Below are 16,766 nucleotides of genomic sequence, written 5' to 3'. Positions count from 1 at the left end.
ATTATTATTTTCCGTTTTCAATTTATTAAAATAATTGTAAACTAGTATTAGAGAATATAAATATATTTTATTAAATTAATCTTTTATCTTACCAATTACGGAATGAAACTTGAAAGGAGAACAGGATGGATATTCAATCGTCAAATTATTTATTATTGTCGCAAGCCTTACTATCTGCTGCCCTTTCAAAACAGGATACATCGGCTTCTTCGGTTTCTTCGCTTTCCAATCAAACCTTTCTCACTCTGATTGAAAGTATGCTGCAGCAGGCAGCCATGACGGATTCGACTGGTCAGCAGGATTTTTCATTACTACCCAATCAATTAAGCACGAACCTACCTAAAACTACATACTCTCCTACTATCGGAGGACCGCAGGTTTCATTGTCGTACGGTACAACAAATCCGAGTGCACTGAACGGACAACTGAAAGGTGCCCTTGCTAAAAGCGCATCCTTATTTGAACAAGCTGGAAAAACATACGGCATAAATCCCGCTCTCCTCGCTGCCATTTCGATGCACGAAACAGGAAACGGAAATTCAAGAGCTGTACAAGTGAAAAATAATCCCGCTGGCATGATGGGAAAGGACGGACTAAAATCCTATGCATCCTTGCAGGATGGAATTTTCGATATGGCGCGGAATTTACGGAAAAATTACCTTGATGAAGGGAAGACTTCGATTGCAGACATCGGGGCAAAGTACGCTCCGATTGGCTCGGAGAATGACCCAGGTAATCTAAATTCGTACTGGGTCAAAGGGGTTCAGTATTATTACGATCAATTAACAAAACAGACTACTGTTTAAGAATGAACTTAATTTACGCAAAAAAGGTTATACACGCAGGTGTATAACCTTTTTTGTACTAGAAAAAACAAAAGGGCCGCAGCAAAAAGCTGCGACCCTTTCTCTAAAATTAACGTAATAATTGAAGTACACCTTGTGGTTGTTGGTTAGCTTGTGCAAGCATAGCTTGAGCAGCTTGTGCAAGAATACCGCTCTTACTGCTGTTCATTACTTCCTTCGCCATATCTACGTCACGAATACGAGATTCAGCAGTTGATGTATTTTGAGAGATAGAATCTAAGCTATTAATTGTATGTTCAAGTCTGTTTTGAGCAGCACCTAAATCACCACGTTGTGTTGATACTGTTTGTATAGCAGTATCTATAAATCCTGTTGTAGCTTGTGATTTGGTAACGTCAGTAACATCAGTATTTGCGGCAGTTAAACCTAATGTTGCTGAATCCATAGCCTTAAAGTTTACTGTAATTGTTTCAGCCGCAGTTCCATTTGCACCAACAGATAATTTGGCATTACCATCAGTACCATTTAATTTACCATCCAACAAGGTTTTACCATTAAAGCTTGTTGTTGTTGCAATCGTATCAACTTGGGCATTAAGTGCAGTCATTTCACTAGTGATTGCTGTTCTATCTGGGGCTGCTAGTGTATCACTAGAAGCTTGTACAGACAATTCACGCATACGTTGCAAAATACTAGTTGTTTCGTTTAAAGCACCGTCAGCAGTTTGAATCATGGATACGCCATCTTGTGCGTTACGAGAAGCTTGGTCTAAGCCTTTGATTTGTGCACGCATTTTTTCAGAGATTGAAAGTCCTGCTGCATCGTCTGCACCACGGTTAATGCGAAGACCAGTAGAAAGACGTTCCATGCTCTTTCCTTGTGCTTCAGTGTTACCATTCAAATAACGTAGAGTGTTCATTGCTGTGATATTATGATTAATGATCATTTTCAATTACCTCCTCTGTATGTAAGGGATTTCTCCCCCTCTGCTTTTATGTATCGACACTATTTTTCTAATTGTTGATAGTGAAATCATGATTTCTCGATTTTTTTATAACATTTTCACATTTTGTTCATAAATATAAAATTATTTTATCGTTTGGTCTGTAGAATCAGTAAATTAAAAAAATCACCTCATTTGGTGATTTTTTTAATTGGATTGATTATCTTAAAAAGTCTACTAAGGAAGGTTGAATAATTTTAGCCCCAGCTGACAATGCTGCCTTCATAACCGCTTCTTGACTTGAAAGATCCGTGTACGCTTTAGCTACATCCACATCAGCTATATTGGATAACATTTTCTGCGTTGTTATACTTGTCTGATCCAATTGACTAGAAGCTGACTCTAGTAGATTCTGCTTTGTTCCCACAATCGCTCGTTGCGTAGACACATTATCAAGCTGCTTATCGATGGTTGCAATAATAGAATTGGGATTGCCTCCATTATCTAATGTTTGTGCAACAGAATTAACAGTATCAAATAAGTTTTTCCCATCCGCTACATTACCAAATAACGCTGGCGCTGTTACATTTGCTGTTACCGACACCCCTTTGCCAATATTCCATTGTACGCCTTCTTGGTTAGAAGATTGCAAGGCTCCGTTTTGGTAAGGCGCGGTATTATCCGTTCCAGAAAATAAATAACGATTTCCAAGTGTGGTGTTTGCTACATTGCCAAGCTCCTGCTGCAAACTTTTTATTTCTGTTGCCATGTTTTTTCTGTCGGCATCACTATACGAATCAGTACTTCCTTGTACTGTTAGTTCACGAACGCGCTGCAATATACTCGTTACTTGTCCAATTGCTGTATCCGTTGCCTCTGCCATAGTAATTCCATCCTGTGCATTCTTCTGATACTGATCAATCTCATTTAAAGTAGATTGATAGCTTAAGCTTTGTACCGTCCCATATGGATCATCAGATGGTTTTTCAATCCGTTTGCTGCTGGCAATTTGCTGCTGCAGTTTTCCGGTTGCTTCTACGCTTTTTTGATAGCTTTGAATAAATTGGTTACTCATCATTTGTTGTGTAATTCGCATGATTCCACCTCCTAGCTAATTTAACGTATTCCATTTATAAGTTTATCGAGCATATCATTTACGGCGGTAACATACTTCGCTGCGGCGCCATATGCTTGCTGATAGCGAATCATATTCGTCATTTCTTCATCAATGTTAACTCCTGAAACAGATTGCCGTGTGTTATCAACCTGTTGCACCATTGTGGTTTGCGTTGTGACTTGATTATTTGCTTCCTGCGCAAGCGATCCTACCTGGCCTACAATACTGCGGTAATATTCGTCTATGGTTACGGTCTTCCCGCCAATTGTAATCGGTGTATTCCGCAAGTTCGAAATAGCCGTCATATTATCGCCATTACTAACGTGGTCGCTCTGCGCTGCGGCAACTTTATTTCCATTCGCTGTGATAAGAGGATTAACGATCATATTTTCTGCACTGGTCGGCGCAACGTTTTGATTTGTCTTATCAACAAAAAAGAGTAGCTTATCTAAAGGAGCCGATGGATTTGCCGTGCGAGCTGCAATATCATCTAAATTTCTAGCATTATCTCCGGCATGAATGCTATTAATCTGAGATGCAATCGTTTGGGCAAGCGTATCAATATTGTTTTTAATATCGGTTAATACACCGGTCTGGATTCCATTTTGGACATACCCTTTCGCATCCAACATTCCTTGAATTTCACCGTCGCCAAGCTTTGCTACGGTTCCTCCAATTGTTGCTTCCCCTGTATTCACATTTACTGCAAAGCTCGCTACATTCGTTTGATTGACAAGGTAAACGCCGCCAACGCTAACACGAACCATGCCATTTGTATCAGCAGATGTACTAATAGGAACAAGTGATGAAAGTTTATCTAGTATTACATCTCGTTGATCGAGTAAGGTATTTGGCGCGAGTCCTTGTGCTACACTTTGTGCAATTTGTCCATTTAACGAACCAAGCTGCTTCGCATAATCATTGACGCTTGCTTGCTTATCTGTAATTTTAGTTGCCAATTGATCAGTTGTCTCGTTAATCGATGAAGAGAGTGTAGAAAGGGTTGAAGCAAGCTCTTGACCACGTTCGGTAAAAACAGCACGGGCAGATAAGCTATCTGGCTGCTTTGCTACATCTTGTACGCTTTGAAAGAAGCTATCTAATTTTGATTGAAGTCCGGTATCCGATGGTTCATTTAAGATTGTTTCTACACTTGATAGTGCTGATTGCTTTTCCTGCCAATACCCGAGTGATTGCTGCTTACCGTAGTACTGCGTATCTAAATAGCTTTCCCGTATTCTCTTAAACTGGGATACTTCTACCCCCGTTCCAACTTTAATATTTGACACGCCAAGAGCATACGGGATGGAGAGTGTCGGTTCGAATACCGCTTCCTGTCTCGTATATCCTTTTGTATTGGCATTCGCAATATTATTTCCTGTTAAACTCAGAGCTGCTTGCTGCGCGGTAAGCGCTCGTTTTCCAATTTCTAATCCACCAAATGTTGAGCTCATGTTTCCCACTCCTATACTTTAGCATCAAAAAAACGATTCGGGCTACTGGATTCTTGAACCGTATCATGTTGTCTTGAATAGCCTGCTGCTTGTGTAGTTGGCAGTAGTTGCTCCATCATATGCTGCGTGAAGGAGAGCGATTGCTTAATCAATACCGCATTCGTCTGGTTCACAGTCGTAATATCAGAAACTAACGCCAATAAGCCATCCTGTAATTGTGTCCATTCCTGCTTTTCCGCCTGGCTGCCGCGATGTAGAATGTATGCAGATAATGGTTCCTCACCTACAACACTCGTGCGGCGTACATCCGTTTCCCCGATTTGCTTTACAACTTTTGATTCCTCAGATAAAAGAGAAAGAAGTGCTTTTACATCTCCTGTAACTAACACTTCCTGCTTTTTCTTTGTTATATCAAGTAAATTTTCATGTAGATTCAGTAACGTTTGCAGAATTTCCGTTAGTTCATTCAACGACTTTGCCTCCATTTTCGAAGGAAGATAGAATTTTTTCAGCTACCTTTTGGCTGTCAACTTGATACGTTCCGTTTGCAACTTGATTTTTCAGTGCTTCAATTTTGGCAGCGCGTTCTTTACTCATTTGTTCCTTTGCCTGTGCAGACAATTCTAAATGGTCGTATGCATTCTTTTTGGAATCCGCCCGGTTCTTTTGCTCATTTCCCTTTGGAATAGGCTGATAGGCAGATACAATTCTCGCAATGTTATCTATTTTCATAAGTCAAACCTCCTTTAAACCGTTCCTATTTATACCTTCTAGTATCGGCAACTCGCTTTGATTTGTTTAGGAAATAGCGCCGAAAAATACAAAGAAGGAAAACGACGCCTATCCTTCATCGGACAGACGCCGCTTCTATAGAAACCTGTTTACTTACCCACGATAAATCGAATTGGATATCCCCATCATTTGATCGGCATAACTAAGAGCTCTTGCATTTGCTTGATAGCCCCGTTGTACTTTTATCAAATCTGTCATTTCCTGGTTCATATCTACATTCGAATTTTCTAAAAACCCTTGTTTGACCTGCGAATTCGGATCAAATGTCACTACGCCATTCCCAGTAAGTGAGTATACCCCACCTTCCCCTGTTAATAGCTGTGGATTCGAAATTTGCACCACTCCAATTTGCTGATTCGATCCCACAATCGTTCCATTTGGTGCAACTTGCACATCCGTCGTATTATTAAGTAAAATTGGATTGCCAGTGCGATCTAGCAAGACATCGCCGTCCCCGTTTACAAGTTGAGAGGTCGTTCCTCCTACTGGAGAAAGATGAAAGGCACCGCTTCGTGTATACATAATTTGTCGCGTATTGCCGCTTCCTCTTTGTACTTGAAAGAAGCCATTCCCCTCAATCATCAAGTCATATGGATTGTCCGTTTGCTTCGCGGATCCTTGCGAAAGATCTAATTGAGTGAGACCAATATGTGTGCCGTACGTTGTCCGAATGCCAAGCGGCGTTAACCGCCCTACTTCGCTTTGTGGATTCGGCTGATTCATAATAGATGTAGCTAAATTCTCGGAAAAAGATGCATCTCTTGTTTTATATCCTGTCGTATCGACATTTGCAATATTATTTGAAATGCTGTCTAGCTTCTGCTGATAGGCACGAAGTCCAACTGCTGCTATAGATAAAGAAGTATTCATACTTATACCCTTCCAATCGTATTCAATTGTTCAAGCGATTTATCATACGCCTGCAGTACCTTTTGATTTGCTTCAAACAAACGAATATTCGTCATCATATCCGACATCGTTTGCGAAAGATCGACGTTGGACTGCTCCAGCATTTTTTGATGCATAACAACCCCCTGGTTTATGCCAATCATCCCAGTTGTAGCACCGTCTAATCGGTAAAGATCATTGCCTTCTTTAATTAAATCATTCGGATTATTGACAATTGCCGTTCCAATTGTTCCAATCGTACGGGCACGTGCCGGATCACCTGGATGCACAATGACGTCGCCGTTTTCACGAATCGCAACATCACCAGATCCAAGCTCTGGGTCACTTACAGGCGTTCCATTTGCTTGCAAAACAATCGATCCATTTGCTGTTGTTAATTGATTATTGCTTGTAACGGTAAAATGACCATCTCGCGTGAAGCGAATTCCGCCGTCAGCCGATTGAACAGCAAAGAACGCAGCTGGCTTGACCACTTTCCCGCCAATGATCGTCGGCGTAAGATTTTTATCCTCAATCGCTAAATCGTACGGCGAATTCGAACTGGTAAGATCTCCTTGGGTAAAGAGAGGAATGCTTTCTTGATTATATACACCCGTTTGCAATGTTCCAATTTTCGGTGCAACTTGACCACTTCCGTCATTTAATCGCTCCAATAACATTTCTGGAAAGGCACGAAGTACGCTATTATCTTGCTTATACCCTGGTGTGTTGCTATTAGCTACATTATTCGTTAATAGATCTTGTCTACGCTGAAGCGCAATCATACCTGACGCCGCTGTATCCATTCCGCGAAGCATATAAACATCCCTTTCGTTACCAATATAAGTTTATTAATAGACCTTTAATTTCTCCCATTTTCGCAAGAATGTCTACTTGAGAACTCGATTGTTCTAACACCTGCTGCGATAATTCAAGTAGCTTTTGATCTACTTGTTTAATTAATTTCAGTTTTTTTCCTCTTCCATTTGGAAGTTGACCGTATTGATCCTCTAACGATAATCCATTATGAACAACTTCCTGCAAAAAAGAGTGAATCATTTTTTTATAGCTTATCAAATCTTGCAGCGTTTGAGAATCCTGTAAACGAGATCCCTGTTTTTCAATCTGCGTCATAAGAGATTGTAATCTCTCCTGACTGAGAATGGATTGTTTTTGTTGGATCACTTGACTGAAAGAAGTTGATGCTGTTGTTTTTTCACGTATTGAAAGCATACGTTCCGACCCAATAGACACTGCTTGTTCAATTTTCAAATGGATGCTCCTTTCCTCTTAAATTGCTTATGATGAGTCCATTTTATCATTATAAAAATTATTTTTTTAATTATAGTTAGTTGATTTAGAAAAAGAAATTAGGATTGTCGAATGACATACATTAACTTACAATACTAATATATGATTATATTATAACGTTTTAGAAGGAGAAAAGGATGACTAGTTTTTTTGGGGTATTACTTGCTCTAATTGTAATTGGTGTCGGAATGGTACTAAAGGGGGCATCTTTAAACGCATTAAACAATCCGGCAGCTTTTTTAATTATTATTGGCGGAACCATTGCTACCATCGTCATCGGTTTTCCATTTAAAGAAGTTCGAAAATTCCCAATGATACTTCGAACCGCTCTTTTCACACCGAAACAGCCTACTATTTCGGAACAAATTGATGAGCTTGTACATTGTGCCGAGGTAGCTAAGAAAGAAGGTTTTTTAGCTTTAGAAGGGGTCATCGAAACCATAAAGGACCCATTTGTACAAACAGGCTTGGAATTAATTGTAGACGGCTATAATGCTGAATTCATTGAAGAAGTGCTAAATGAAGAAGTAGATGCAATTGAAAACCGTCATAAGGTTGGGGCTTCCATCTTTACACAGGCAGGAACCTACGCACCGACGCTAGGTGTACTAGGAGCCGTAGTTGGACTGATTGCAGCACTTGGTAGTTTAACTGACATAAGTAAAATCGGTCACTCCATTTCGGCAGCCTTCGTCGCAACGTTACTCGGGATTTTCACTGGATATGTCTTTTGGCATCCACTTGCTAACAAATTAAAGCGTGTTTCAAAGCTAGAAATTGATCGGAAACTTATCATTATCGAAGGAATCGTTCAAATTCAAGGTGGTATCTCTCCAAAAGCATTAGAGAAAAAGCTACTCGCTAATCTATCATGGAAAGAAAGAGAGCGTAAGAAGGCGCAGGCGATGAAAGATGAGTAAGCGAAGAAAACATAGAAACGAAGAAGAAGATCACGTTGATGAATCCTGGCTGATCCCGTACGCCGATATTTTAACTTTACTATTAGCGGTTTTCATCGTTTTGTATGCGGCTAGCTCCGTTAATATTTCCAAATTTAATGCAATCATGGGCTCTTTTAAAACAGAGTTAACTGGACAAAAAGAGGGAACAAAGTCTCCAGATCCAGCACCTACGCCGGCTCCGCAGGCGACGCAGTCACAACCCATCACAGATCAAAAGCTAGAAGAATTAAAACAAAAGCTTAATGCCTATATTAACGATAATAGTCTACAAAACGTGATTTCCTTGCAAGATACAGAAAAAGCGATCGGTGTAACGTTAAAAGATATGATTCTATTTGACTCAGGAAAAGCAGTAGTAAAAGAGAACGCCTTTTCAACCTTAGATGACTTAATTGGCTTAGTAAATACCGTAGACAACCCAGTAAGCATTGAAGGATATACGGACAATGTTCCGATTAAGAGCTCGTCCTTTCAATCCAATTGGGAATTATCAGCTGCCAGAGCTTCCAGCGTACTTCATTATTTCGAATCTCATCAAATTAAGCCAGAACGATTACAATTCACAGCCTTTGGCGAATACCAGCCTCTGTATCCAAATGATTCAGATGAGCATCGTCAGGCAAATCGGAGAGTAACGATTAATGTGCTACGTCAAAAGTAACGGAATGAGATATCATTCGTACATAGATGGAAAAGGGGGACTGACAACTTGACAGGCCCCTTTCCTTTACACGAAGCTGCTAGTATTAGTCCACTACAGAAAACATACCAAATCCCTGCGAATTTCTTCCTCCTAAACCTGTATCATAGGCAAAGGACAGCTGCTCCGGTGAGGACTCAATTTCAAACTTTCCAAGCCAGCCTGTAATGATATGTCCTTTAAATGTTGTAACCACCTTGTAATTATCGAGCACTTGAACTGGCCGTATAATAAATGGCTGTTCAGGTTTTTTCCCGTGATACGCTTCATATTTATTTTCAAAGTTAGATTCAATTAAAATGGGAAATACGGGATCATATGGCTGAAAGTAATGTGTTCTCTTCCGTTCATCTTTTTCGTATGTGCTATATACCGTAACCGGTGATAGCATTTCAATATTATATTTACTCTTTGGCAATTGTGTTTTACGAATTTCAATTTTTTCAACGGTGAGCAATTGTCCGTGTAGCTGGATTGTATCGGAAAAAAGTAGAAATTCCCCAATTTGCCGGATTAGTGTGTCGAGTACGCTGCTTACATGCCATGTAATTGTTTCGTTAAATTCAATTCTCTTCTGCTTTACTAAAATACGGTGTGGTCCAGACAAACGACTAAATGTAAACAACTTAAAGGTCCGATTTCCCTTTTGAAATCCTATTTCGTGCAAAAAATTAGCAAACCGAGCTTCCGTTAGTGAACGATACAAAAATCCTTGTAACACGTATTGATAGTTTAATGGCAACTGGAGTGTACTGTGAACTGGTTTAAATGTTACAGTGAGTTTCATGGTTATAATCTCCTTCATTTCTATCTCATGCTAATTCTAGTTTTTACGAATCTTTTCTTACGCGTATGCATTCGAATTTTTATTCCTACAAAGTTAAAATAACTGCAAGTTTCCAACGTCTTTTCTTAGCAAATACATACGTTCTTAACTAAGAACATAATGTTATAAATATACATTATTTAGAATAAATATAAATATACTATTTTTTTCGCTATAATGTACGTTATTTCGTCAAATGATAGTTTATAACGAACGTATGTAAAGATAATGACTACGATTATTTAAGTGTTTCGATTTCCAGTAATGAATATACTATTATAATAAATTATGGTAGCAAATATATCTAATTTTGTAAATATACAAAAAAATAAATTTTGTTTTATATTTCAGATTTTTATAATAAAAAAGACGGTTGCTCGTCTCTTTTATTATCTAAAGAGACGAGCAACCGTCTTATCTTGCATATAGAAAAACGTATAGTATTCCAAGAACAAACAAACTAATACAAACGCCAAGTAGAACTTTCGCTAGTTTCTCCATAAACATGAAACCATTTCCCCTTTTCTACTTCAGTTCGACGATTGTAACGCCAAGACCTCCTTCTCCCATTTCACCATATCGGAATGTTTTAACGCCTCGATGCTTCTTAAGCTTTTCTTGTACACCTTGACGAAGCGCTCCCGTTCCTTTTCCATGTATGATGGATACACGTGGATAGCTTGCAAGCATGGCATCATCTAAATATTTTTCAACCCGTTCCATGGCATCCTCATAACGTTCTCCTCGTAAATCAAGTTCAAGCTTCACATGATAATCTTTGCCCTTTACCATGGCAAGCGAACGTTTCTCTACTTGCTTTGGTGTACTCAAGTATTCCATATCCGCTTCTTTCACTTTCATCTTTAATATACCTATTTGTACGTTCCATTCTTTATCACTTACTTGATCCAAAAGCTGTCCTTTTTGTCCAAATGTAAGAACCTTGACTTCATCACCGGAACGAAGAACCCGTTTGCTTCCCTGTTTTTTCTCGGCTTTTTTCTTCGTTATCAACGTAGGTGCTGCATGATCTAAACGGCTCTTAGCATCTATCAATTCGTGTTCTTTCACATTGGCAAGCTGTTCCTTACGAAGAAGACGAAGTTCCCTTATGATCGTTTCAGCTTCCTTCTTTGCCGCTTCTACTTTTTCCTCTGCTTCTAGTTGTGCCTTTAGAAACATTTCATCGCGTTCTTCATGGAATGTTAGAATTTGTCGTTGTAGTTCCTTATGAAGCTTTTCAGACTCTTTCCGAAACTCTTCGGCTTCTTTCCATTCTTTCTCTGCGTTCTTTTTGCTCTCTTCTAGCTTCACAATCATATTTTCCACTTTATTTGACTCTGCACTAATATGCTCACGAGCATGATCAATAACGCGGTCTACTAACCCAAGCCTTTTGGAAATTTCAAAAGCATTACTTCTTCCTGGTACCCCAAGTAATAATTTATATGTTGGACTGAGCGTATTTACATCAAATTCAACACTCGCATTGACGACACGGTCCCGATTATAGCCATACGCCTTTAACTCTGGATAGTGCGTAGTTGCAATAACTCTCGTACCACGTTTGTATACTTCATCAAGAATCGAGATCGCTAATGCCGCACCTTCCTGCGGATCTGTGCCTGCCCCTAATTCATCAAAGAGAACAAGACTATCGTAGTCTGCTTGTTCTAAAATAGAAACGATATTTACCATATGAGAAGAAAATGTACTTAAGCTTTGTTCAATCGATTGTTCGTCTCCGATATCTGCAAATACGTCTTGAAAGATACAAATTTCAGACTCATCTAAGGCAGGAATTTGCAAACCAGATTGTGCCATAAGTACACATATTCCTACTGTTTTTAATGTGACTGTCTTCCCGCCTGTATTTGGCCCGGTTATGACGATTGTTGTATAGTCCGTTCCGAGTATAATGTCATTTGCGACGACAACATCTTGCGGAATAAGAGGATGACGAGCTTTATACAATTTTAAATAGCGCTCATTATTTAATTTTGGCTTGGTAGCCTTTAAACGTTTTGCATATGCTGCCTTTGCAAATACGAAATCAAACTCTGCTAATACTTCCACATTTTCTAATATGATGTCGGCAACTTCGGCAACTCGATCTGTTAGCATGAGCAAAATACGTTCAATTTCTTGTTTTTCTTTCACTCTTGCCTCTTGTAGCGTATTGTTTAAATCTACTACAACCTGCGGCTCTATAAATAGCGTTTGACCGGATGCAGATTGATCATGAACAATGCCGCCGTATACCGTGCGATATTCTTGTTTTACCGGAATGACATACCGATCATTCCGTATCGTAACAATCGTATCAGAGAGTCGTTTGGATGCATTAGAAGAACGAATCATCCCTTCGAGTTTTTCTCGAATACGAGATTCAGCAAGCCGCATTTGTTGACGAATGCCACGCAGCTTTTCACTTGCACTATCAACGACTTCTCCCCCGTCGCCGATGCAATTATTAATTTCCTTTTCTAAGTCAAATAGCGAAGTTAATCTCGCTGCAAGAGAAAGAAGGATGGGAAGTTCTTCGTCATTTTCTACGACATCTTCGATAAATCCTTTCATTTGACGACTACCGTACATCGTCGTTGAAATATCAAGAAGCTCACTTGGATGGAGCATGCTGCCGATTTTCGCTCGTTTCACGTTTGGACGTATGTCTGTTACACCACCAAGCGGTGCATGACCTTTCAATCGAAGTACAAATACACCTTCTTCCGTTGTTTCCTGCAGGTACTGTACTTCTTCAAAATCTGTAGTCGGTAGCAGTTGAATAACCTTATCCCGTCCAAGTGAACATGATACGTGTTCGAGTAATTGTTCTTTTACTTTATCATATTCTAAAATGCGTAATGTTCGTTCTTGCAACGTATTCGTCCTCCTATTGCTTCTTCTTATGAATAAAATCTAATAATTGTTCACAGTTCCATGTATTTACGATGGATTCAGATTGAATCCATCCTTTTTTCGCAACGCTCACGCCAATATGCATGTCATGTAGCATGTCAAGTGAATGCGCATCTGTATTAATCGCAAGTTTAACCCCTGCATCCTCGGCTTTTCTCAAATCATTCGCACATAAATCAAGGCGATGCGGATTAGCATTTAATTCAAGAATCGTTCCCGTTTCCTTAGCTAAGCGAATTAGCATATCAATGTCCACAGCGTAGCCGTCGCGTTTCCCAAGCAGGCGGCCAGTTGGATGTGCAATCATCGATACGTATTTATTTTCGCATGCCTTTTGGAGCCGCTTCATGATCATCTCAGGACTTTGTGAAAAACCCGAATGAATGGAGGCAATGACGAAATCAAGCTGTTCTAACACATCATCCTCATAATCAAGCGTTCCATCAGGCAATATATCCATTTCAATCCCACGTAAAATAGTAATATCTGGATATTTTTCGTTTAGACGGCGAATTTCTTCCCCTTGTTCTAATAGTCGATCTTTCGTTAAGCCATTTGCTACCTTTAAATATTGCGAGTGATCTGTAATGGAAATATATTCATATCCCCGCTTATGGCAAGCAACTATCATCTCTTCAATAGAATACGCACCGTCACTCCATGTAGTATGCATATGTAAATCGCCTTTTATCTGCTCTACTTGAATTAGATTCGGAATAAACTGGATTCGGTCGATTTCACTTCCATCTTCTCTTAGTTCTGGAGGAATAAAGGAGAGATGAAAATGGTCATAGAATTCTTCTTCCGTTTGGAACGTTTTGACGTTACCTGTAACAAGATTTTCTACACCGTATTCACTTATTTTCTCCTTACGTTCCTTTGCAAGCTGGCGCATTCTCACATTGTGTTCTTTAGAACCTGTAAAATGATGAAGCGTCGTAGTATACTCTTGTTCCTTTACTAGACGAAAATCAACGGCCACATCATATTCATACTGCAACCGGACAGAAACCTTGGTATCTCCACTTGCAATTACCTCTATAATATGAGGAAGTTGTAACAATTCATCTCGAACTTCTAATGGCTGTGCAGTTGCAATGATAAAATCTAAATCTTTCACAGTTTCACGAACACGGCGTAAACTACCCGCACGGGAAAAACGAAGAACATATGGCATATTCGACAAGATTTGTTCTATTTCCTCGGCAATAGGCAATACAAAAGCTATAGGCAATCGTTCTGGCCTTGTACCGACTTGAAGAATTGCTTCTAGTAATTTCTCTTCTGTTTTTTTAGCAAAGCCCGCTAAATTCTGAACTTTATGTTGCTCACATGCAAGCTTTAAAGATGATACATCCGTAACCTGCAATTCTTTATATAGCTTAGCAACTTTTTTTCCACCTAAACCAGGTAGCTTTAACAGTGGCAATAAGGAACGAGGCACCTCTTGTTGCAGCTGCTGAAGCAAAGAGGATGTTCCTGAATTGATGCATTCGCTTATAACGGTCGCCGTTCCTTTTCCAATCCCGTTTAATACAGTAAAATCATCAATCTCCGCCATACTGCGTTCATCATGCTCTAACGCTGCAGCTGCCTTTCGAAATGCAGCAATTTTAAACGAATTTTCCCCTTTAAGCTCCATATAAAGAGCGATGGTTTCTAGTGTACTGATAATTTGTTTTTTATTCATACATAGTCTCCAATCTAAAACAAGCGAAATGGACCGTTACAGAAACTCTCAATGTAACAGAATTCTGCAAAACGGTCCACTTTTCGAAGTACTTACCTTGTATCTCTAAGCAGTTCATTGTCACACTTTACCATTTGTCCACAATTGCTTCACTTTATCCGAAAGGACAGGCGTATCATCAGCAATTACTTTGCAAAGGACAGATTGATGTATAGACGTTTGCACTTGTTGGATTGGCAAAATCGTCCCAACTAAAATGATAACAAAAAGCAAAATATATACTTCTACAAGACCAAGTATGCCGCCACCTAGCGCATTAGCTTGCTTTAATATGGGTATTTGAGCAAATATATTGAGCAAATGTCCAATCATGGACAGTGCAAAAGTCGTCAAGAAAAATAAAATAACAAACGCGAGCCCTCGGTAAAAAACTGCCTCTACATCTACCGAACTGAGCCAGACGGGCATTTGCTGCACTGTTTGCAGCGGATAGGGAATAATGCTCTTTAATGAGGGTGCAAACGCAGCAGAGTATGTATAAGCTACAAAATACGCAGCCATGAAACTAATAATGCGAACGATTTGTAAAATAAGCCCTCGTTTCAACCCAATAAAAAAACCGATGAGAAGTACAGCGATGATGATTAAATCGATCATTCTTCATTCATTCCTTTTATTCTTTCTTTTAATCGTTCTGTTTCTTCTTTTAATTTAATATAATCATGTACAACATTTACTGCAGTAAGCACTGCCAATCTATTTATGTCAAGAGAAGGATTCTTGGCGTTTATTTCGCGCATCTTATCATCAACAATGGCCGCAACCATGCGCATATGACTCGTGCTTTCATCTCCAACAACCGAATATTGCTGGCCGTAGATCTCCACAGAAATTTTCATTCGTTTCTCGTTTTGCTGTGACAACTCCCTGTCCTCCAATCAACATAAAGAATCCTAAACTATATCATACCATGAACAAACCATATATGGAATTACAAAGCAAAATTCGGTATGATTATAAAGAAAAGCGAAGCCGGCTTGCTCAGTCCCATAGGGCAGAGGTTCCTCACACAAAAAGGCGCTCTTGGCCTTTATGGGCGAGGGTTCTCTGACCGGAGGGACTAGCCGGCGTAGCTGGATCACAAGAAAAGCGAAGCCGGCTCGTTCAGCTCCGGAGGGCAGAGGTTCTTCGACCTAGAAGGCGCTTTTTGCCTTCTGGGGAGAAGGTTCTCTGACCGGAAGGAGCTAGCCAGCGGCGCTAGATCACAAGAAAAGCAAAGCCGGTTCGTTCAGTCCAATAGGGCAGAGGTTCTCTGACCCATATTTTTTCACTAACTCATAATTTCCAAAAAAGGAGTTTCCAAATTGACCAATTCTGAAGTCATTCAAGTGTCTCTTTCTGTTATACAACAAATGCGGATGCAATATGAAAATAACATAATTACGAAGGTTCCTCAAGGAGGAATATTTATTGCAAAGCTGCCATCCTGTACGATTACCGCCTATAAATCTGGAAAAGTACTATTTCAAGGCTCGGATGCAAAAAGTGAATCCTCTCGCTGGGTGAAAGATGCAACTGTTGCACCGAAAAATTCGAAGAAAAAATCAGAAACAACAAGTTTTTCACCTCCTCCTGCAATTGGAACGATGTCCATAATCGGATCAGATGAGGTAGGAACGGGTGATTACTTCGGTCCAATCACGGTTGTGGCTACCTATGTAGAATCGTCCCAAATTCCGCTACTAAAAGAGCTCGGCGTTCGCGACAGCAAGGACTTAAACGACGAACAAATTACTGCCATTGCCAAACAGCTTATCCCGTTTCTTCCGTACAGCCTACTAGTGTTACCGAATGAAAAATACAATGCACTCCAAGCTAACGGAACGAATCAAGGTGAGATGAAAGCCAAGCTACACAATCAAGCCATTACAAATGTACGAAAAAAAATAGCACCGAAACAACCAGAAGCCATTTTAATTGACCAATTTGTAAAACCAGACATTTATTATAACTATCTGCGAAAACAGAAGACGATTCAGCGAGAACTTGTATATTTTGCCACAAAGGGCGAACAAATTCACATTGCGGTAGCCGCTGCTTCTATTATCGCCAGATATGCCTTTGTTAAACATATGAATGAGCTTGGAACAAAAGCAGGATTTATTATACCAAAGGGAGCAGGCTCAAAGGTGGACCAAGCTGCTGCAAAACTAATTAAAACACGCGGAAAAGAAAGTCTAACTCAGTTTGTGAAGCTGCATTTTGCAAACACGGAAAAAGCGATGCGAATAGCAGCTAAATCCTAGTAACTTTTTATTAACGGTGTTAGATCTTTATTATCGATTTTCTTCCTTT

At 39.7% G+C, this 16,766-nt stretch carries 17 protein-coding genes; 4 read left to right on the top strand and 13 right to left on the bottom strand.

Annotated features, from left to right (window positions below; genetic code table 11):
- The first annotated feature begins 125 nt into the window (after positions 1-125).
- Positions 126-806, top strand: coding sequence for a glucosaminidase domain-containing protein (locus ACAN53_RS00815; RefSeq protein WP_379965608.1), 681 nt, complete (start codon positions 126-128; stop codon positions 804-806).
- Between the two features lie 109 nt (positions 807-915).
- Here ACAN53_RS00815 and ACAN53_RS00810 read toward each other — a convergent pair whose 3' ends face one another.
- The 8 genes from ACAN53_RS00810 to ACAN53_RS00775 form a co-directional block, all read right to left on the bottom strand.
- Positions 916-1,752, bottom strand: coding sequence for a flagellin N-terminal helical domain-containing protein (locus ACAN53_RS00810; RefSeq protein ID WP_379965605.1), 837 nt, complete (start codon positions 1,750-1,752; stop codon positions 916-918).
- Positions 1,753-1,969: 217 nt separating this feature from the next.
- Positions 1,970-2,845 carry a flagellar hook-associated protein FlgL gene (gene flgL, locus ACAN53_RS00805; protein WP_379965602.1) on the bottom strand — a complete coding sequence of 292 codons (876 nt, stop codon included), beginning with the start codon at positions 2,843-2,845 and terminating at the stop codon, positions 1,970-1,972.
- Positions 2,846-2,865: 20 nt separating this feature from the next.
- Positions 2,866-4,320 (bottom strand): flagellar hook-associated protein FlgK, encoded by a 1,455-nt coding sequence (gene flgK, locus ACAN53_RS00800; RefSeq protein ID WP_379965599.1) that lies wholly within the window; start codon positions 4,318-4,320, stop codon positions 2,866-2,868.
- A gap of 11 nt (positions 4,321-4,331) precedes the next feature.
- Positions 4,332-4,790, bottom strand: a complete 459-nt coding sequence (locus tag ACAN53_RS00795) for a flagellar protein FlgN (RefSeq protein ID WP_379965596.1) — start codon at positions 4,788-4,790, stop codon at positions 4,332-4,334.
- On the bottom strand, positions 4,783-5,052 hold the full coding sequence (gene flgM, locus ACAN53_RS00790; protein WP_379965593.1) for a flagellar biosynthesis anti-sigma factor FlgM: 270 nt from the start codon (positions 5,050-5,052) through the stop codon (positions 4,783-4,785). Before flgM ends, ACAN53_RS00795 begins: the two co-directional genes overlap by 8 nt.
- A gap of 153 nt (positions 5,053-5,205) precedes the next feature.
- Complete coding sequence (locus tag ACAN53_RS00785; RefSeq protein ID WP_379965590.1) at positions 5,206-5,982, bottom strand: flagellar hook-basal body protein; 777 nt, start codon at positions 5,980-5,982, stop codon at positions 5,206-5,208.
- A 2-nt stretch (positions 5,983-5,984) separates the two neighbouring features.
- Positions 5,985-6,818, bottom strand: a complete 834-nt coding sequence (locus ACAN53_RS00780) for a flagellar hook-basal body protein (protein ID WP_379965587.1) — start codon at positions 6,816-6,818, stop codon at positions 5,985-5,987.
- 16 nt (positions 6,819-6,834) lie between these two features.
- Positions 6,835-7,272 (bottom strand): YaaR family protein, encoded by a 438-nt coding sequence (locus tag ACAN53_RS00775; protein ID WP_379965584.1) that lies wholly within the window; start codon positions 7,270-7,272, stop codon positions 6,835-6,837.
- A gap of 176 nt (positions 7,273-7,448) precedes the next feature.
- Here ACAN53_RS00775 and motA point away from each other — a divergent pair, with 176 nt between their 5' ends.
- Positions 7,449-8,231 carry a flagellar motor stator protein MotA gene (gene motA, locus ACAN53_RS00770; RefSeq protein ID WP_379965581.1) on the top strand — a complete coding sequence of 261 codons (783 nt, stop codon included), beginning with the start codon at positions 7,449-7,451 and terminating at the stop codon, positions 8,229-8,231.
- The gene (locus ACAN53_RS00765) at positions 8,224-8,934 is read left to right on the top strand and encodes a flagellar motor protein MotB (RefSeq protein WP_379965578.1); all 711 of its coding nucleotides are present in this window, start codon (positions 8,224-8,226) and stop codon (positions 8,932-8,934) included. Before motA ends, ACAN53_RS00765 begins: the two co-directional genes overlap by 8 nt.
- 85 nt (positions 8,935-9,019) lie before the next feature.
- On the opposite strand, the gene cas6 is transcribed toward ACAN53_RS00765, so the two are convergent.
- From cas6 to zapA, 5 genes are all read right to left on the bottom strand, one after another.
- Positions 9,020-9,760: a CRISPR-associated endoribonuclease Cas6 gene (gene cas6 / locus ACAN53_RS00760; RefSeq protein WP_379965575.1), complete on the bottom strand. Its 741-nt coding sequence runs from the start codon at positions 9,758-9,760 to the stop codon at positions 9,020-9,022.
- Positions 9,761-10,324: 564 nt separating this feature from the next.
- Complete coding sequence (locus tag ACAN53_RS00755) at positions 10,325-12,682, bottom strand: endonuclease MutS2 (protein ID WP_379965572.1); 2,358 nt, start codon at positions 12,680-12,682, stop codon at positions 10,325-10,327.
- 13 nt (positions 12,683-12,695) lie between these two features.
- The gene (gene polX, locus ACAN53_RS00750; RefSeq protein ID WP_379965569.1) at positions 12,696-14,411 is read right to left on the bottom strand and encodes a DNA polymerase/3'-5' exonuclease PolX; all 1,716 of its coding nucleotides are present in this window, start codon (positions 14,409-14,411) and stop codon (positions 12,696-12,698) included.
- 120 nt (positions 14,412-14,531) lie between these two features.
- A complete protein-coding gene (locus ACAN53_RS00745) occupies positions 14,532-15,068 on the bottom strand; it encodes a CvpA family protein (protein ID WP_379965566.1) in 537 nt (178 codons plus the stop codon).
- Entirely contained in the window at positions 15,065-15,349 is a 285-nt protein-coding gene (gene zapA, locus ACAN53_RS00740) for a cell division protein ZapA (RefSeq protein ID WP_379965563.1), read from the bottom strand. The genes ACAN53_RS00745 and zapA overlap by 4 nt, the downstream gene beginning before the upstream one ends.
- 426 nt (positions 15,350-15,775) lie before the next feature.
- On the opposite strand from zapA, the gene rnhC reads away from it, so the two are divergent.
- Positions 15,776-16,717: a ribonuclease HIII gene (gene rnhC, locus ACAN53_RS00735; RefSeq protein ID WP_379965560.1), complete on the top strand. Its 942-nt coding sequence runs from the start codon at positions 15,776-15,778 to the stop codon at positions 16,715-16,717.
- The last annotated feature ends 49 nt before the right edge of the window (positions 16,718-16,766 follow it).

This window comes from Ectobacillus soli (assembly GCF_042610425.1).
GTDB lineage: Bacteria > Bacillota > Bacilli > Bacillales > Bacillaceae_G > Ectobacillus.
The sequence above is the reverse complement of the archived record's forward strand: the minus strand, read 5'-3'. Positions and strand labels throughout refer to the sequence as shown.